This window comes from Streptomyces sp. C1-1, from assembly GCF_050214755.1.
Classification (GTDB): domain Bacteria; phylum Actinomycetota; class Actinomycetes; order Streptomycetales; family Streptomycetaceae; genus Streptomyces.
In genome coordinates this window covers 8,654,473-8,672,221 of record NZ_CP189826.1, presented here as the reverse complement: position 1 = coordinate 8,672,221, position 17,749 = coordinate 8,654,473, and the positions used below count along the sequence as shown (strand labels likewise).

The following is a 17,749-nucleotide window of genomic DNA, read 5'->3' as shown; positions in this document are numbered from 1 at the left end:
TAAAACAGAGCCAGGTGGTCGTAAGCGCGGAGAAGACGGACGCTTTCTGTGCCTATGGTGCGCACATCCTGTGTCACCGAGCCAGCCGCCGGACCGCCTCCTCCAGCCGGGGCACGACCCGCTGCCCCGACAGCGCCAGCGCGATCGCCACGGCGACGCCCGCCCAGGCGACCGGCCCCAGCGGGGTACAGCCGAGCAGCCCGCTGACGCCCGGGGTCTGGATCAGGGCGGCCAGCACCACCGCGGAACCGATGGACGTGACCCGCACCAACCGGCTGTCGCGACGGTCCAGCAGGGTCTGCGCCAGCTGGGTGCCGACCACCCCGCACAGGGCCATCGTGCCGGAGCGGCGGACGGTGCCCGGTGTGAAGCGGCCGAACAGCCAGGCCGCGGTCGCCCCCAGGCTGGTCGTCAGGGCACGGGCCCGGATCTGCCGGATCAGCGGCGCGCCCAGCACGTCGGAGGTGTCCTCCGGCGATCGGGCCGCCGCCGCCTGTGCCTTCTCGTCCGGCGTCACCGCCACCGCCATCGCCGGGAACAGGTCGGTGAACAGGTTCACCAGCAGCATCTGCCGGGTGGACAGCGGCGCCCGGCCCGACAGGAGCGTGCCGAGGATGCCGAAGCCGACCTCGCCCGCGTTGCCGCCGATCAGGATGGCGATGGCGTCGGCCACGCTGTGCCACAGGGCGCGGCCCTCGTGGATCGCCTCGATCAGGACCGACAGGTCGTCCTCGGTCAGGACCAGGTCGGCGGCGTTGCGGGCGGCCGCCGAGCCCCGGGCGTTGATGCCGACGCCGACGTCGGCGGCCCGGATCGCGGCGGCGTCGTTGGCGCCGTCGCCGACCATGGCGACGACCCGGCCCGCGTCCCGCAGCGCCTCGACGACCTGCAGCTTCTGCTCGGGCGCGACCCGGGCGACCACACCCACGTGCTCCAGCATCCGCGCCCTGGCCGAGCGGTCCGCTGCCGTCAGTTCGTCGCCGGTGACCACGGCCGTGTCCTCGGGCCAGCCGAGGTCGGTGGCGATGGACCGCGCGGTCTGCGGATGGTCGCCGGTGAGCATGACCGGCCGCACGCCCGCCTCGCTCAGGCCCCGCAGGAGAGCCGGGGAGGTCTCCCGCGGGGGGTCCGACAGCGCCAGCAGACCGGTGAACTCCAGCTCTCGCAGGGGCTGTTCGAGTACGTCGCTGTCCTTCTCGCCGTCCGTCAGCCGGCGTTCGGCCACGGCCAGGACCCGCAGCCCGCCGGTGGCCAGCGCGGATGCCGCGTCGAAGGCGCCGGAGGGAGGGCCGGCGCAGGCGGGCAGGATGTTCTCCGGCGCCCCCTTGACCACCAGTACGCGGGTGCCGTCGGCGCCTCGGCCGACGGCGGCGGCGTAACCGCGGGCGGCCTCGAACGGCCGCCCTTCCAGCTGGCTCCAGTCCGGGTCGGGGCCGGCCGCGTCGAGCACCGCCTCGTCGGTGGCGTGCACGATCCGGTCGGTGTCGCCGTTCTGCGGGCAGGCGCGCGCCGCGGCCCGCAGCGCGGGCACGGCCGCGTCGTCGTCCACGGCGTGGACGGCGCCGTCGGCGTCCGAGACCCGGGTCAGGCGCAGCGCGTTCTCGGTGAGGGTGCCGGTCTTGTCGAAGCAGATGATGTCCATCCGGCCCAGCGCCTCGAGGGTGCGCGGGGTGCGGACCAGGACACCGCGCCGGCTGAGCCGTCGGGCGGCGGCGAGCTGGGCCACCGTGGCCACCAGCGGCAGCCCTTCGGGTACGGCGGCCACGGCGACGGCCACCCCGCCGGCGACGGCCTCGCGGATGGGCGTACGGCGTATCAGGGCGAGCCCGGTCACCGCGGCTCCCCCGGCCAGGGTCAACGGCAGCGCCTTCGCGGTGAGTTCCTGCAGCCTGCCCTGCACCCCGGCGGCCGGGGGCGTGCGGGAGGCGAGGTGGACGGCGCGGGAGGCCTCGGTGCGGTCGCCGGTGTCCACCACGACGGCGTGGGCTTGTCCGGCGACGACGGTGGTGTGCTCGAAGACCATGCAGCTGCGCTCGGCGACCGCGGCGTGCGGTGTCGGGTCGGTCTGTTTCTCCACCGGCAGGGATTCCCCGGTCAGCGCGGACTCGTCGACCTCCAGGCCGTCCTGCCACAGCAGCCGCGCGTCCGCGGGGACCACGTCGTCGGCGCCGAGTTCGATCACGTCCCCGGGCCGCAGCCGGGCGGCGTCGACGGTGCGTGTGCCGCCCTGCTCGGCCGCGTCCGGGGGCGCGACCCGGGCCATCTGCTTGTGCTCGTCCAGCAGCCCGGACAGGGCCCGTTCGGCCCGCAGCCGCTGGAACCCGCCGACCAGCGCGTTCAGGTCGAGCGCGCCCAGGACCAGCAGGGCGTCCACGACGGAGCCGAGGATCGCCTCGGCGGCCGAGCCGACCGCCAGTACCGGGGTGAGGGGGTCGTCCAGCTCCCCGCGCACGGCCCGGGCCAGCTGCACCGACCAGCGCGCCGGGGCGAGCACCGGGTGCCGGCCCACACGGCGGACGACCCGGCCCGCCTGGGCCGTCACGTGCCGTTCCTTGCCCGGTTCCGCCTCGGCCAGACGCTTCACGTGCCGTCGTACGCCCTTGGGGTCCAGTTCGTGCCAGGCCACCCGGGGGCGCGGGTGCGGGGCGGGGGCCGCCGCCGCGCGCAGGGCCGCGCGGGCGCCGGAGAACAGGGCCACGGCCGCGCTCACGTCCACCGGAGTGTGGCGCAGGCCGGGCCACGGCGGGCGGCTCCGGCCCCGGACGCGGGACTCGCCGACCGCCACGAGGATCCCGGACAGCGTGGCGCCGGAGCGGGCGAGCGTCTGCGACCTGCGGCCTACCGCACGCGCTGCCGGGATGGTCGCCAGCAGCCGCCACGCGTCGGTCAGACCGTGCGGGGCCAGCACGTCCGCGCCCCACACGACGGCACCGTCGTGGTCCGTCAGCGCGACCGCGACGTCACCGGCGTGCAGGCCGGCCAGTACGTCCGTGTCGTCCGCCGACCGGGGCCGGGCGACGGTGACCACCGTGGCGCCCTCCTCGCGCAGCCGGCGTACCGCCTCGCTCAGCGACTCGTCGGCGGGCAGCACGGCGTCGGCGAGAGCGGTGAAGTCGGCGAGTGCCGGATCGTCCCCCAGCACGACGCGCAGTCCGGCCCGCCGAGCCGCGTCCAGGACCGGCTCGGCCCACTTGTCCGCTCCCTCGCCCGGTGTGCGCAGGGCACTCGGGTGCAGGACGACGGTGTCGGCCATCTCCAGTTCACGCAGGCGTTCGGTGTCGCGGACCAGCACCCCGGTCCGGGACAGCGCGGTGCTCAGCACGGCGTGGAAGGCCGCGGGGCCGTAGCGCGCCGCCTTGGGCGAGCCCGCGAGGACCGCCTCGGCGGCCTCGGTGGTGTCGCGTTTGACCAGCAGGGCGGCCACGGCGCCGAGCAGACTGCCGACGGAGGCGTGCCCGGCGTACTCCTGCGCCGGGGACGTCCGCAGCGGCGGACGCGGCGAGTGGTCCGCCGGTACGCCGCACCGGTCGGGGGTGCACACCTCGTCGTGCGCCGTCTCGAAGGCGGTCACCCGGGCCACCGTCTCGACCAGCTGGCAGGAGCGCAGCGCACCGTCGAGCACCAGGGCGGTCGGGGTCCGGCCGGCCCCGTGCACGGCCGCGTTGACGCCGGCCAGCAGCAGATCCATCCGGGTACGGCCGAGACGGACGCGCAGCCAGGCGCGGACCCGTGGGTTCTCGCGCAGCAGTGTCACCAGCGCGGTCACCTGGCGGGGCGTCGGCGGCAGCCGCAGGCCGTAGCCGGCCAGCGCGATCGCCACTCCCAGCCCGTCGGCCGCGAGGGCCGTCGCGGCGGCCCGTATTCCGGACGGGTCGGCGGGGTGGGCGAACTCCTCCACCGCCTCGTCGGTCGGCACCAGGCCGTGCCGTTCGGCGGCCTCGGTCGCCGCTTCCAGGACACGGTCGCCGAGCGCCTCCTCGGCGGCGACCACCACCAGCCTGCGCAGTCCGCCGTCCCAGTAGGCGTACGCCACGTCCGGCCGCTCGGCCAGCGTCTCGGCGACCCGCCGCGCCAGATGCGCCTTCCCGCCCGCCCGACGCACCCGGTCCGGCTCCTCGGGGCGCAGCGCGAGATGCGCCCGGGTGCCGGCCCGCCAGGGTCCGCGGCTGCCCGGCAGCGCCGCTCGGGCGACCCGCGTGACGTGGGCGACGCCGTCCGCGCCGCGCACTCCGGCCCGGGCCGCCCCCGCCACCGCCCCGGCCGCCGTGCCCACCACGGGAACGGTCCCGCGGACCAGCAGCCGCGGCCCGGCCGCGGCGAGCCGGCCCGCGGTGACCGCGGGCCGCGTCAGCAGTCCCAGAGCCATCACACCCCCTCACCCGCCCCTCGCCCGCCGACGCCACCGTCGTCCGAGCCGCCCTGCCCCGCCTCGGCGGCCCCGGGCTCGGGCGCCTCAGGACCGGGCAGGTCCCCGTCACCGGTCGCCGCACCCGCCTCGCCGGGAGACGACATCGGCGCACCGGACGTCTGCCACTCGTCACCGGTGCCCGCCTCGGCGGCCCCGGGCTCCGGCACCTCAGGACCGGGCAGGTCCTCCATGTCAGCCATGTCAGCGGCGAGCACGGGACCCGGCGCCTCCGTACCAGGAACTCGCGCACCGGACGCAGGCCGCGTGTCACCAGGCGCCGGCTCCATCGCACCGGGTTCCGGCGCCTCGGGACCCGGCGTCTCCTCCGCCGCAGCGGTCCCCACCCCGCTCCCGACGGGGCCCGGCGCCTCCGTACCGGACGGGTGCCGTGTATCGCCGGTCACCGGCTCCATCGCGCCGAGGACCGGCGCCTGGGGGCCGAGAAGCCGTTCCGCGTCGCCGGTCATCGCCCCGGCCTCGCCGGGGGCCGGCACCTTGGGGCCGGTGGGCAGCTGGGTGTCGCCGGTGATCACCGTCCGCGCGTCGGACGGGAGGCCGCCGGGCGCCGCCCCCACAGCGGCGCCGGGCGTCGTGCCCACATCACCCGAGGGCGCCTCGAACACCCGGCCCGAGGACGTCTCGGCTCCCGGCCCCGGGGACATCTCGGACTCACGCCCCGAGGACATCTCGGACCCACGCCCCCAGGACGTCTCGGACCCCTGCCCCGACGGCGTCTCACGCACGTCGCCCGCGCGCATCTCCCCCATCTCGTCCCCGGGTGTCTCGGGCTCTTCGTCGAGGGGGATCACCCCGATCTCGCCCGGGGGCACGGCGCCCCCGGACTCCCCCGGGCCCAGGGAGTCCCCGGCGTCCCCGGAACGCTCCCGCTCCTCCGGCCGCGGCTGTGTCAGCCAGGCCACCGCCGCGCCCGTGACGGCGACGGGCCACTCCACGATGCCCGCGACACCCAGCACCCCGGCCCCCGTGTACACCGCCAGGCGCCGCCCCCGCGGTGACACGGCTCCGACCTTGTCCAGCGCTCCCCCGGCCACCCTGCTCACCATCCCGGCGCCGGGCACGTGCCGCAGCGCCGAGGCCGCGGTCCGCAGCGGCTCCGGAAGGGTCGTCGACGACGACCGTTGCTCCTGCCGAGCCATGACTCTCCTCGATCCGTATGAGTTCGCTTTGCCGGATTTGCCGGGTTCCCGTTCAGCGCCACGTCATCCGGACACGAAGGAGAGAGCGCACCGCGAGGGAGCCACGCCCGTCAGCGGTGTGAACGCCACGGTGGCCGGAGATCACCGACCTCCGGCCACCGCAGCAATCGGGGAGGCTCAACTCGCCGTACAGGCGGTCCCGTTGAGTGTGAAGGCGGCGGGCGCCGCGCTGTTGCCGGTGTGGTTCGCCTGATAGCCGATGCTCACGCTCGCGTTCGGGGCGATCGTCCCGTCGTACGAGGCGTTGATGGCCGTCACCGCACCGCTGCCCGGCGCGTACGTGGCGCCCCAGCCGTTGGTGATGGTCTGCCCGGCGGGCAGGGTGAAGCCGAGCTGCCAGCCGTTGATCGTCGTGGTGCCGGTGTTGGTGACGGTCACCGAGGCGGTCAGGCCCGTGCTCCAGGCACTGGTGGTGGCGGTCACCCTGCAGGCGCCGGGCTGGGGCGCGGGGCCCGAGGTGCCGAGGCCGAAGAAGGTCAGCGCCTTCGAGGCCATGCCGTAGGTGTAGAGGTTGTGGCCGACGCCCTGGAGGCTGATCGCCTCGACGGGCGCCTGGTCACCGGTGGAGCCGTAGCGGGTGCGGGTCCAGCCGGAGGCGGGGGTGTCGGTGGCGGCCGGGGACTGACCGACGCCGAGGACGTCGGTCCACTGCTTGATCTCCTCCCCGAAGTTGGGGTAGCGCAGTGTCGCGTCGTCGGTGCCGTGCCACAGCTGCATGCGCGGTCGGCGCCCGGCGTAGCCGGGGTACGCGCCGCGCACCAGGTCGCCCCATTGCTGCGGGGTGTGGGTGACGGTGCCGTTCGCGCAGGCGCTGTTCCACTCGGAGCCGTCGCTGGTGGCGAAGCAGCCGAAGGGCACGCCGGAGAAGGCCGCGCCGGCCGCGAACACGTCCGGGTAGTCGCCGAGCAGGACGTTCGTCATCATCGCGCCGGAGGAGATGCCGGTGGCGAAGATCTTGCCCGTGTCCGCGCCGTAGGTCCGGGTTACCCAGTCGATCATGGATTTGATGCCGACGGGGTCGCTGCCGCCGCCGCGTTTGAGGGCCTGGGGCGAGGAGACGTCGAAGCACTTGCTGGCCCGGGTGACCGAGGGGTAGATCACGACGAAGCCGTAGGTGTCGGCGAGCTGCGCCCACTCGGTGCCGTTGTACATGGCCGGCCCGGAGCCGGTGCAGTAGTGCACGGCGACGACGACCGCGGGGTGCGCGGTGACGCTGTCCGGCACGTAGAGGTACATCTGCAGGTTGCTGGGGTTGGTGCCGAAGTTCGTCACCTCGGTGAGGGTGGCGGTGGGTACGGCGGCACGCGTGGCGGCGGTGGCCGGGGGCGCGGTGAGGGTCACCGCGGCGAGTAACGGCAGCAGTACGGCGACCAGCGCCGACAGGACGGCTGTGCGGGTGCGGTGGGACACGTCCGTGTGCTCCCTTCTGGGCGTCCCGGGGATCGAGCCGCCCTTTCGGAAATCTCTCGGAACCTCTCGGGAATCTCCCGGAAAAGGGGAGGCGTGCGTCCCGCATGGTGACATGGACACAACCGTCATGGAAGCGCTCCCACGCGACTTCCGCCCCCAGATCCGGACAAGCCCTTGCACCCTGCCGACCGGACGGAATTGTGGTGCGCAAAGCGTTGACCAGAAAGCGCTTACCCCCTACGGTCCGTTCAGTGACGTGACCGAGAGGCGCCTCCTCGGAGCCAAACGGTCACGATGCCCCCGCGCAGTGCTCAACATGGCGAACATCGTTCACATACACGATCAGGCATGCTGTCGAAGGGACGCACCCGCATGCGTACTCGCCCCCCACGTACACACGCGCAAAGATCCACAGCGGTGACGGCCGCGGCGGCCGCCCTCGCCGCCGTCACCGTCCTCGCCCTCCCCCGGTCCGCCTCGGCGGCGGAGTCCTCCCCGGTCGGGTTCGGTGCCGGCACCACCGGTGGCGGCAGCGCCACGACGACGACCGTTTCGACGCTGTCGGCGTTCAAGTCGGCCGTCACCGGAAGCACCGCGAAGGTCGTCAGGGTCAGTGGCCTGATCTCGCTGAGCGGCCAGGTGGACGTCGGCTCCAACACCACGGTCCTCGGCGTCGGTTCGCCCTCCGGGTTCACCGGCGGCGGACTGCGACTGAAGAACGCCACCAACGTGATCATCCGCAACCTGAACATCAGCAAGGCGGTCGGCACGGACGCCATCACGGTCCAGAAGTCGACCAAGGTCTGGATCGACCACAACTCCCTCTCCTCCGACCGCGACCACGGCAAGGACTACTACGACGGCCTGGTCGACATCACCCACGCGTCCGACTTCGTGACCGTCTCCTGGAACACCTTCAAGGACCACTACAAGGGCTCCCTGGTCGGCCACAGCGACAACAACGCGAGCGAGGACACCGGGCATCTGCGGGTGACGTACCACCACAACTGGTTCGACAACGTCAACTCCCGCATCCCCAGCCTGCGTTTCGGCACCGGGCACTTCTACGACAACTACGTCGTCGGCGCCGAGACCGCCGTGCACTCCCGCATGGGCGCGCAGATGCTCGTCGAGAACAACGTCTTCCGCTCGACCCAGGTGGCCGTCACCACCAACCGCGACAGCGACGTGGACGGCCACGCCAACCTCAAGGGCAACGACCTGGGCGGCGCCACGACCGAGATCTCCCAGGTCGGGACCTTCACCAGCCCGCCGTACAGCTACACGGCCGAGCCGGCCTCCTCCGTCGTCGCCTCGGTGACCGGCGGCGCGGGCGCCGGAAAGCTCTGACCCCACCCCCCATCCGGAAGAAGGCATCGGGACATGACTTCACCAGCTTCCTTACGCGCCCGCAGGCGCGCGCTGACCGGCGCCCTGGCCGCACTCGGCCTCACGTCTGTCATGATCATGACGGATGGAGCCGCCCCGGCGAGCGCGGCCACCTGGCCCACCGCCAACGGCAGCCAGGCCGTCACCGCCACCATCTCGATCTCCGGCACCAAGGACTACGGGATGAAGCGCCTCTACGGCAGCGGCGACCTCGGCACCGGCGGCCAGAACGAGAACCAGGACCCGATCCTGGACCTGGCGGCCGGCGCCGTCCTGAAGAACGTCATCATCGGCGCGCCCGCCGCGGACGGCATCCACTGCGAGGGCAGCTGCACGCTGCAGAACGTGTGGTGGGAGGACGTCGGCGAGGACGCGGCGACGTTCCGGGGCTCCTCGTCGTCCAACGTGTACACCGTCTCCGGCGGCGGCGCGAAGGAGGCCAGCGACAAGGTGTTCCAGTTCAACGGCGCCGGCACGCTCAACGTCTCGAACTTCGCCGTACAGAACTTCGGCAAGCTGGTGCGCAGCTGCGGCAACTGCAAGACGCAGTACAAGCGGACCATCAACCTCAACACGATCGAGGCGACCTACAAGGGCAGCGCCCTCGTCGGCATCAACACCAACTACGGCGACAGCGCGACCCTGAAGAAGATCACCATCGTCGGTGACAGCGGCAAGAAGATCGTGCCCTGCCAGAAGTACATCGGCAACAACACGGGCGCGGAGCCGCCGAAGAACGGTTCGGGCCCGGACGGGACGTACTGCAAGTACGCGAGTTCGGACATCACCTACAAGTAGCCCTCCCCCCACGGTGGATCAGGCCGTACGAAGCACACCCGCACGGTGCTTCGTACGGCCGCCGCGTCATGCGCCCATGTCCCGGGTGATCTGCCGCTGGTAGTCCGCGTACGCGGCGCGCAGGGCCGCTCCCGGCCAGTCGGCGGGGAGGAGCCCGGCGGGCAGCACGGGGTCGGTCAGCAGATGGCGTACGACCGCGGCGAAGGCGGCGAAGACGTCCGCGGGCCGGTCCGCGCGCGCGACGTGGGCCAGCAGGGCACGGGCGGTGGCGGCCCAGGCGTCCAACGGCCACAGCCGTTCCGCCAGTTCGCGCGCCGGGCGGTCGGGGCGGGCGGTGCAGGTCTCGGCCACCGCCGCCAGGTCCTCCGGCAGGGGACGGCTGAGGTTGGCGGGGCGCAGCCACACCCCCTCGCGCAGTTCGGCCAGCCGCAGGGCGGTGAGACGGGCGCGCAGTTCGGCGCGTTCGGCGGGGCCGCGGCCCGTCGCCGTGACCACCACCATCTCCCAGTCGCCGCTCCACGCGCGCGTGCGTGCCTCCACCGCCTCGTCCTGCCGGCGCTGGCGGGCCAGCAGACGGTCGCTGAGCCGGTAGACGGAGTCCTCCGAGCGCCGCAGGTCACCGGCGGTGACCATACGGCTGAGCGCGGCACGCAGCGTGGAGCCGCCGACGCCGAAGGGTTCCACCGCCCGGACGAGGTCCTTCACCGCGAGCTCCGGCGGGTGCGTGCCCAGCAGCAGGCTCAGCACGACCGACCTCGCGGACAACGGCCGCAGGTCGACCTCGACGGACCGCTCCGGGACGTTCATGCGCATGAGCACGTACTTTACGGGCGCCTCCTTATTGCATCATTGCTGCGAGCGCAGAAAAGATGCAACATGACGGCATGGTCTCGACACCCGTTCCCGCGCGGCCGCAGCCGCAGTACGCCACGCACGACGTCACCAACCAACCGCCTCCCCTGACCCCGTACGACGCCTCCGAGGACACGGCTCTGCTGGAAGGTCTGCGCCGGGAGGGTGCCGGATGGGCCGAGGAGGGCGTCCGGCGGCTGGGGCTGCGGGCCGGCAGCGCCGAGGCGCAGGAGTGGGCCGAGCTGGCCAACGTCCACGAGCCGGTGCTGCGGACGCACGACCGGTACGGCAACCGGATCGACGAGGTCGACTTCCATCCCGCCTGGCACCACCTGATGCGGGCCGCGGTCGCCGAGGGACTGGCCGGAGCGCCGTGGGCGGACGCGCGGCCCGGCGCGCACGTCGCCCGGACCGCGGGCGGACTGGTGTGGGGGCACACCGACGCGGGGCACGGCTGCCCGACGTCGATGACCTACGCGGCGATCCCCGCGCTGCGCGCCCAGCCGGAACTGGCCAAGGTCTACGAACCCCTGCTCACCGCCCGCGAGTACGACCCCACGCTGAGGGTGCCGACCGAGAAGCCCGGCCTGCTCGCGGGCATGGGGATGACCGAGAAGCAGGGCGGCTCCGACGTCCGTACGAACACGACCACGGCCTGGCCGACCGCCGAGCCCGGCGTCTACCAGCTGCGCGGGCACAAGTGGTTCACGTCGGCGCCGATGTGCGACGTGTTCCTGGTCCTGGCGCAGGCCCCGGAGGGGCTGTCCTGCTTCCTGGTGCCGCGGATCCTGCCCGACGGGACCCGCAACACCTTCCGCATCCAGCGGCTGAAGGACAAGCTCGGCAACCGCTCCAACGCCTCGTCCGAGCCGGAGTTCGACGGGACCGTGGCCTGGCTGGTCGGGCCCGAGGGCCGGGGCGTGAAGACGATCATCGAGATGGTCAACTGCACGCGTCTGGACTGCGTGATGATGTCGGCCACCCTCATGCGCAAGACGCTGGTCGAGGCGGGCCACCATGTGCGCCACCGCAGCGCGTTCGGGGCACGGCTGGTCGACCAGCCGCTGATGCGCAATGTTCTGGCCGATCTGGCGCTGGAGTCGGAGGCCGCCACCACGCTCACCCTGCGGCTGGCCGGGGCGGCCGACCGGGCGGTCCGCGGGGACGCCGGTGAGACGGCCTTCCGGCGGATCGCCACGGCCGTGGGCAAGTACTGGGTCACCAAGCGGGGCCCGGCCTTCACCGCGGAGGCCCTGGAGTGCCTGGGCGGCAACGGCTACGTCGAGGAGTCGGGCATGCCCCGCCACTACCGCGAGGCCCCGCTGCTGTCGATCTGGGAGGGCTCGGGGAACGTCAACGCCCTTGACGTGCTGCGGGCGCTGCGCCGGGAGCCCGGCACCGCGCAGGCCCTCTTCGACGAACTGGCCCTGGCACGAGGCGCGGACGCCCGGCTGGATGCCGCCGTGGTCCGCCTGGAAGGGCTGCTGGCCACCGGTTCCGAGGCCGGCGCGCGCCGCCTGGTGGAGCAGATGGCGCTGGCCCTGCAGGCGTCCCTCCTGGTCCGGCACGCCCCGCCCGCCGTCGCCGACGCGTTCTGCGCCACCCGGCTGGGCGGCGACTGGGGGCATGCCTTCGGCACGCTGCCCGACGGCGCCGACCTGGACGCGATCCTGGAGCGGTCCCTGCCGGACGGCGCATCGCCCTTGCCATAGACGAGATCTGCGCACAGTGACCTCCCGATCCCGCTCCGTTGTCAGTGGCGTGGTGCAGACTCACGAAGGGTTGGCACTTCGCCTGGGGAGGACAACGTGTTCACGGGGATCGACGAGGTCGACTGGGCCTCGCTGAGGCACGCGTACGGCAGCGCGGAGGACGTGCCCGGTCTGCTGAGGGGCCTGGCCTCCGCGGACCCGGCCGCGCGGGAGACCGCGCTCGACGGCATGTACGGAGCGGTGCACCACCAGGGAGACGTGTACGACTCGACGCTGGCGTCCCTGCCGTTCCTGCTCGCCCTGGTGGCGAGCGAGGCGGTGCCCGAGCGGGGCGGCATCGTGGAACTGCTGGTCAGCATCGGGCAGGAGGGTGAGGAGCGAGTCGGCGACGACACCCGCGCCATGGCCCGCACCGCGGTCCGCGCGGGCGCCGAGGTCTTCGTACGGCTGGCCCGGGACCCCGACCCGGAGGTGCGGCGGGCGGCGGCGGGCGCGCTGGTGAGGTTCCTCGACGCACCGGCGCGCGTGCTGGACCTGGTGCGGGAGCGGCTCACCGTGGAGCGGGACGACCGGGTCCTGCTCGCCCTCGCCGAGGCCCTCGGGGTGTTCGCGCGCCGGCACCCCGGTCAGGCGGCCGAGGCGGTGGAGCTGCTGGCGGCCCAGAGCGCACCGCCGTTCGGGCCGGGACTGCGGCTGGCGGCGCTCGGCCAGCTCGCGGGCTGCGCCCCCGACCGGCTCCCCGAGGACCTGGTGCCCACCGTCGTACGACTGCTCAGGGAGCGTTCGCGGCGGCGGCCGTGCCGGACCGGAGAACCGGACCGGCCGGAGACGGACACGCTGGTCGGCCGGCTGCGGCGGCTGCGCCCCTCGGACGAGGAGGGCTCGCAGCTGCTGCGGACCCTGCACAGCGCGCTCGACGGCCGGGTGGAGGAGCGGATCGCGCTGCTGGTGGGGCAGTTGAGCAGCCCCGACGCGACCGACCGGTGCAACGCGGTGTGGATGTCCATGGGGCTGTTCCGTGAATGGCGTGCCGACTACCGCGAACCCGTGGCGCTGATCGGCGCCCAACTGGGCGCGGAGGGGGACCGGTTGCGCGACGCGGCCCTGTCCGTCCTGGAAGGTCTCCTCGACCTGGCCGCCCCGGCCGCGGACCACCTGCACACGCTGGTCGCCTCCCGCCTCGACCTGTGGATACGGCAGTGGGAGCACGGGGCGCCGACCCTGGGCACCGCGCTCAAGGCCCTGGCCCAGTGCGGGGATCCGCGGGCGACGACCGTGCTGGCCCAGGTGCTGGCCGGACCGGTCGTGCCGAACGAGCTGGGGCGCGTGGTGGTCGATCTGGGTCCCGCGGCCCGCCCCTTGGCGCCGGCCCTGCGCCACAGGCTCAGGCAGGTCCCGCTCGACTCACCCGATACCTACGACCGGGCGGCACCGCTGCTGTGGGCACTGGGGGCCCTCGGGGACGTGGAGTCGGTACCGCAGGTGCTGCGGCTGCTGCTGGGCATGCCGGACGGGCTGCGGTCCCGGGAGACGGTGGTCGAGTCGGCGGTCCGCGCTCTGGGGGCGCTCGGGCCGGCGGCCGGTGAGACGGCACCCGTGCTGCGGGGCCTGCTGGACTCCGGGTCGGCGGTCGCCGCCGCGGCGGCGCTGTGGGCGGTGGAAGGGGACGCGGCCGCGGTACTGCCGGTGCTGCTGCGGGAGTTGCGGGGCGAGCGGCGCGGGCGTTCGGCGGCGGCCGAGGCGCTGGGGCGGCTGGGTCCCGCGGGCCGCCCCGCACTGGCCGATCTGCGCCGCATGGCCGCGGTCGACGACCTGTGGCAGCGGACGTCGGCGGCGTGCGCCCTGTGGCGGATCGGCGGGGACCGCGAGACGGAGATCGCCGCTCCCGTCCTGCGCGGGGCCTGGGCGGCGAACCCGCACACCCGCCCCACCGTCGCCGAATGCGTCACCGGCCTGGGCCCCGTCGCCGAGCCCCTCCACGACCTGCTGCGCGCGGAACTCGCCTCCCCACGGCGCCATCAGGCGTCCCTCGGCGGCTACGGCAGCCACGACATCGCCGACGACCTGCGACTGCTCCGGGTGTGCCGGGAAGGGCTGAGCGCGGAGTAGGGCACTCGCGCACCGGGTGGCCGCCCGCAGGAACGGCGGCCACCCGGCGTGCGCCGACCCGGCCGGGCAGGCCGAGGCGGTGTCACCTCGTCTTGCGTCCCCACAGCGGTCCGAAGCGGGCCCACTCGGTGTCCCACATGTCCAGGCGCCGGCGCTCCAGCCGGCCGCACAGCACCCGGCCGCCGACGAAGGGGACCGCCGCGGCGCTGATGCCGACCAGGACGCCGATGAGGGAGGCCCGTACATGGGCCTGGGTGACGCTGGCGGGCCGGGTGACCAGGTGGCCCTGCCGGTCCGACCAGATGCGCACCGCGGTGCCGGCCGCGCTCCCGGGACCCACCCGGACCTGGCCGGTGTGCCGGCTGCCGTCCGGCGCGGTCCAGCTCACGTTGCCCCACACCTGGTCGCCGCTCGCCGTCTGGGAGTTGGCGGCGGCCTTCCCGGGGGCCTTAGCGGTCAGCCGCGCGTCGACACGGTGCCATTCGGCCCGCTCGCGGGCCAGGCCGTTCTCCACGGACTGGGTGGCCGCCAGACCGGCCAGCACCCCGGCGACCACGGTGATCATCCAGGCGCCGAGCACGACCCAGGCCTCCAGCGCGTCGGTGCGGCGCTTCAACGGGTTGCGGCGCCAGCGCCACAGCCACACCCTCGGACCACGGAACGCCATAGAAGGCAGCCTCCTCATGAGCACATGACCATCCCCGATCTCCCTCCCTTACGGGCCGAGATCCCCGGATGCTCAGGCGGGTACCCCGTCTCGACGGTCGCACGGGTGCCGGAACCGCGGGGACCACTTCGCGAATGTGTCCGAAAGATCGCCGTCCCGAGCCGCCCGGGCCGCGCTGAGCTGCGGCGATGCCGTCTCCAGAGGTGACTGTCAGTGGCTGGGTGCAGACTGGCCGATGTCTGGGACAAAGACGTCGCGGAGGTGATCGGCATGACCGAGGTACTGCTGGCCGTGGGCACGCGCAAGGGCCTGTTCATCGGGCGCCGGAGGGATGGCACCTGGGAGTTCGACGAGAGTCCGTACTTCAACGCGCAGGCCGTGTACTCGGTCGCGATCGACACCCGGGGCGGGCGTCCCCGGCTGCTGGCCGGCGGCGACAGCGCCCACTGGGGCCCGTCCGTGTTCCACTCCGACGACCTGGGCCGCACCTGGACCGAACCGGCCCGGCCCGCGGTCAAGTTCCCCAAGGACACGGGGGCGTCGCTGGAGCGGGTGTGGCAGCTGCACCCGGCGGCCGCGGAGGACGACGTGGTGTACGCGGGCACGGAACCGGCCGCGCTGTACCGCTCGGAGGACCGCGGGGAGACCTTCGAACTGGTCCGCCCGCTGTGGGAGCACCCGACCCGTTCCAAATGGGTCCCGGGCGGCGGCGGTGAGGGGCTGCACACCGTGCTCACCGACAAGCGAGACCCGCGGGCCGTGACGGTCGCCGTGTCCACGGCCGGGGTGTTCCGGACCACGGACGGCGGCGCGACCTGGACGCCGTCCAACTCCGGTGTCTCGGCGGTGTTCCTGCCGGATCCCAACCCGGAGTTCGGTCAGTGCGTGCACAAGGTCGCCCGGGACGCGGCCGACCCGGACCGGCTGTACCTGCAGAACCACTGGGGTGTGTACAGGAGCGACGACGCGGGCGCGCACTGGACGGACATCGGCGAGGGCCTGCCGTCCACCTTCGGCTTCGCGGCGGCCGCCCACCCCCGCCGCGGCGACACGGCGTACGTGTTCCCGATCAACGCCGACGCCGACCGGGTGCCGGCCGACCACCGCTGCCGGGTGTACCGCACGGCGGACGCCGGCAAGAGCTGGGAGCCGCTGTCGGCGGGCCTGCCCGCGGAGGACCACTACGGCACGGTGCTGCGGGACGCCCTGTGCACGGACGACGCCGACCCGGCGGGCGTGTACTTCGGCAACCGCAACGGCGAGGTGTTCGCCTCGGCCGACGACGGCGACAACTGGCGGCAGTTGGCGTCGCATCTGCCGGACGTGCTGTGTGTGCGGGCCGCGGTGGTGGGATGACCCGGACGGGGGGATCGTACGGCCTTGGCCACCGGTTGATCTCCGCTGCCCGTACGGCAGTAGGGTGACGCCCGTGGCACCACGACCGTTGCATGAAATCGTCGAAGCGGGCTGGGCGAAGGCCCTGGAACCCGTCGCCGGACGGATCGCCGAGATGGGGGACTTCCTGCGTGCGGAGATCGCCGCGGGGCGCACCTACCTTCCGGCCGGAGCGAACGTCCTGCGCGCCTTCCAGCAGCCCTTCGACGAGGTACGGGTCCTGATCGTCGGTCAGGACCCGTACCCCACCCCGGGACACGCGGTGGGACTGTCCTTCTCGGTGGCACCGGAGGTGCGGCCGCTGCCGGGCAGTCTCATCAACATCTTCCGGGAGCTGAACACCGACCTGGGCCTGCCGCAGCCGTCCAACGGCGATCTGACGCCGTGGACGCGGCAGGGCGTGCTGTTGCTGAACAGGGCGCTGACCACCTCCCCGCGCAAGCCCGGCGCGCACCGGGGCAAGGGCTGGGAGGAGGTCACCGAGCAGGCGATACGGGCCCTGGCCGCCCGCGGGAAACCGCTGGTGTCCATCCTGTGGGGCCGTGACGCGCGCAACCTGCGGCCCCTTCTCGGCAGCCTTCCCTCGGTCGAGTCCGCCCATCCCTCCCCCATGTCGGCCGACCGCGGCTTCTTCGGTTCCCGTCCCTTCAGCCGCGCCAACGACCTGCTGATCGGCCAGGGCGGCCAGCCGGTGGACTGGCGTCTGCCGTGACCGACGGGGACCCGGGGGGACCGGACACGGACTCCGCCGGGCGGGGCGGGGGTGCCGTCGGTGTCCTCGCCGTCGACTCCGGGGGCTCCGGGCTGCGTGCCGCCGTCGCGAGCCTGAAGCGGGCCACCCTCGCCGAGGCGTCGTCGCCGCTGCCGGTGCGGACGGGGCCGCGCGGGATCGACCCCGGGCATCTGATGGAGCAACTGGTGCCCATGGTGCGGGCGTTGCTCGCCGAGAGCGGTGTGACCCGGTTGCGGGCGGCGGCCGTCGGGGCTGCCGGGCTCGCCACGCTGGGGGACGGGCTGAGAGCCGAGCTTCCGGGCGCGCTGAGCCGGGAGTTCGGGGTGCGGCGAGTCGCCCTGGCGGCCGACGCGGTCACCGCGTACGTCGGTGCGCTCGGTCCGCGCGCCGGTGCCGTGGTCGCGGCCGGCACGGGGCTGATCGCCATCGGCACCGACCTGACCGGCTGGCGTCGTGCGGACGGCTGGGGCCATCTGCTCGGTGACTGCGGTGGCGGCGCCTGGATCGGGCGGGCCGGGCTGGAGGCCGCGCTGCGCGCGTTCGACGGGCGGGCCGGTGGGTCGGCGGCCCTGCGGGCGCGCGCCGAGGGGTTGTTCGGGCCCCTGCCGGGGCTTCCTGGGCGGCTCTACCCCCGTCCGGACCGCCCCGCCGTCCTCGCCTCCTTCGCACCGGAGGTCGCCGCCTGCGCCGAGAGCGATCCGGTGGCGGCGGGCATCCTGCGCGCGGCAGCGCGGCACATGGCCGAGTCCGCCGCCGCGGTCTGCCCGGCCGCGGGCGAGCCCGTGGTCGCCTTCACGGGCGGCCTGTTCAAGATGGGCGAGCCCCTCCTCGTACCGCTGGAGGAGGAACTGGCCGAAAAGCTGCCGTGGGCGCGCCGGGAGATGGCCTCCGGTGATCCGCTCAGCGGCGCTTCGCGCATCGCCGCCGATCTGGCGGCCGACGGTCTCACCCTGCCGGGTGACGCGGCGATGTTGTCCGTGGTGACCGCATAAGCGACCATCCCCGGGCTTCTCCCCATGCTTGGTGATGCGCCCGGTTCGTGCTCCGATCACTTCTGAT

Annotated in this window: 12 protein-coding genes; 7 read left to right on the top strand and 5 right to left on the bottom strand. The window is 73.9% G+C overall.

Translation table 11 applies throughout. The annotated features are described in order from the left end of the window. Positions 1-73 precede the first annotated feature (73 nt). The 3 genes from ACQF4J_RS39385 to ACQF4J_RS39375 form a co-directional block, all read right to left on the bottom strand. Entirely contained in the window at positions 74-4,366 is a 4,293-nt protein-coding gene (locus tag ACQF4J_RS39385) for an HAD-IC family P-type ATPase (RefSeq protein ID WP_427167913.1), read from the bottom strand. Further along, positions 4,366-5,565, bottom strand: a complete 1,200-nt coding sequence (locus ACQF4J_RS39380) for a hypothetical protein (RefSeq protein WP_351804672.1) — start codon at positions 5,563-5,565, stop codon at positions 4,366-4,368. Before ACQF4J_RS39380 ends, ACQF4J_RS39385 begins: the two co-directional genes overlap by 1 nt. Before the next feature lie 177 nt (positions 5,566-5,742). Further along, on the bottom strand, positions 5,743-7,035 hold the full coding sequence (locus tag ACQF4J_RS39375; RefSeq protein WP_351576839.1) for an extracellular catalytic domain type 1 short-chain-length polyhydroxyalkanoate depolymerase: 1,293 nt from the start codon (positions 7,033-7,035) through the stop codon (positions 5,743-5,745). 372 nt (positions 7,036-7,407) lie between these two features. Between ACQF4J_RS39375 and ACQF4J_RS39370 the strand changes: the two genes are divergently transcribed. Further along, the gene (locus tag ACQF4J_RS39370) at positions 7,408-8,385 is read left to right on the top strand and encodes a pectate lyase family protein (protein ID WP_427167910.1); all 978 of its coding nucleotides are present in this window, start codon (positions 7,408-7,410) and stop codon (positions 8,383-8,385) included. A 33-nt stretch (positions 8,386-8,418) separates the two neighbouring features. Continuing rightward, the gene (locus ACQF4J_RS39365) at positions 8,419-9,222 is read left to right on the top strand and encodes a pectate lyase (RefSeq protein WP_351576845.1); all 804 of its coding nucleotides are present in this window, start codon (positions 8,419-8,421) and stop codon (positions 9,220-9,222) included. Positions 9,223-9,288: 66 nt separating this feature from the next. Here the strand turns inward: ACQF4J_RS39365 and ACQF4J_RS39360 are convergent, their stop codons facing one another. Further along, positions 9,289-10,035, bottom strand: a complete 747-nt coding sequence (locus ACQF4J_RS39360; protein ID WP_427167908.1) for a PaaX family transcriptional regulator C-terminal domain-containing protein — start codon at positions 10,033-10,035, stop codon at positions 9,289-9,291. Between the two features lie 71 nt (positions 10,036-10,106). Here ACQF4J_RS39360 and ACQF4J_RS39355 point away from each other — a divergent pair, with 71 nt between their 5' ends. Both ACQF4J_RS39355 and ACQF4J_RS39350 read left to right on the top strand, forming a co-directional pair. After that, positions 10,107-11,786, top strand: coding sequence for a DNA alkylation response protein (locus tag ACQF4J_RS39355; protein ID WP_351804664.1), 1,680 nt, complete (start codon positions 10,107-10,109; stop codon positions 11,784-11,786). Positions 11,787-11,882: 96 nt separating this feature from the next. Further along, positions 11,883-13,895, top strand: coding sequence for a HEAT repeat domain-containing protein (locus ACQF4J_RS39350; RefSeq protein WP_427167906.1), 2,013 nt, complete (start codon positions 11,883-11,885; stop codon positions 13,893-13,895). Positions 13,896-13,977: 82 nt separating this feature from the next. On the opposite strand, the gene ACQF4J_RS39345 is transcribed toward ACQF4J_RS39350, so the two are convergent. Further along, positions 13,978-14,562 carry an Rv1733c family protein gene (locus ACQF4J_RS39345; RefSeq protein ID WP_427167904.1) on the bottom strand — a complete coding sequence of 195 codons (585 nt, stop codon included), beginning with the start codon at positions 14,560-14,562 and terminating at the stop codon, positions 13,978-13,980. Between the two features lie 270 nt (positions 14,563-14,832). Here ACQF4J_RS39345 and ACQF4J_RS39340 point away from each other — a divergent pair, with 270 nt between their 5' ends. From ACQF4J_RS39340 to ACQF4J_RS39330, 3 genes are all read left to right on the top strand, one after another. Next, positions 14,833-15,918 (top strand): WD40/YVTN/BNR-like repeat-containing protein, encoded by a 1,086-nt coding sequence (locus tag ACQF4J_RS39340; RefSeq protein WP_427167902.1) that lies wholly within the window; start codon positions 14,833-14,835, stop codon positions 15,916-15,918. 73 nt (positions 15,919-15,991) lie between these two features. After that, entirely contained in the window at positions 15,992-16,669 is a 678-nt protein-coding gene (locus tag ACQF4J_RS39335) for a uracil-DNA glycosylase (RefSeq protein ID WP_200700998.1), read from the top strand. Continuing rightward, positions 16,666-17,682, top strand: coding sequence for an N-acetylglucosamine kinase (locus ACQF4J_RS39330; protein WP_427167901.1), 1,017 nt, complete (start codon positions 16,666-16,668; stop codon positions 17,680-17,682). Before ACQF4J_RS39335 ends, ACQF4J_RS39330 begins: the two co-directional genes overlap by 4 nt. Positions 17,683-17,749 lie beyond the last annotated feature (67 nt).

What these genes read in the sequence shown, in the direction of transcription:
- ACQF4J_RS39360 (WP_427167908.1), bottom strand. Translation starts at nt 10,035, where the DNA reads ATGCGCATGAACGTCCCGGAGCGGTCCGTCGAGGTCGACCTGCGGCCG.
- ACQF4J_RS39340 (WP_427167902.1), top strand. Translation starts at nt 14,833, where the DNA reads ATGACCGAGGTACTGCTGGCCGTGGGCACGCGCAAGGGCCTGTTCATC.
- ACQF4J_RS39355 (WP_351804664.1), top strand. Translation starts at nt 10,107, where the DNA reads ATGGTCTCGACACCCGTTCCCGCGCGGCCGCAGCCGCAGTACGCCACG.
- ACQF4J_RS39385 (WP_427167913.1), bottom strand. Translation starts at nt 4,366, where the DNA reads ATGGCTCTGGGACTGCTGACGCGGCCCGCGGTCACCGCGGGCCGGCTC.
- ACQF4J_RS39365 (WP_351576845.1), top strand. Translation starts at nt 8,419, where the DNA reads ATGACTTCACCAGCTTCCTTACGCGCCCGCAGGCGCGCGCTGACCGGC.
- ACQF4J_RS39370 (WP_427167910.1), top strand. Translation starts at nt 7,408, where the DNA reads ATGCGTACTCGCCCCCCACGTACACACGCGCAAAGATCCACAGCGGTG.
- ACQF4J_RS39380 (WP_351804672.1), bottom strand. Translation starts at nt 5,565, where the DNA reads ATGGCTCGGCAGGAGCAACGGTCGTCGTCGACGACCCTTCCGGAGCCG.
- ACQF4J_RS39345 (WP_427167904.1), bottom strand. Translation starts at nt 14,562, where the DNA reads ATGGCGTTCCGTGGTCCGAGGGTGTGGCTGTGGCGCTGGCGCCGCAAC.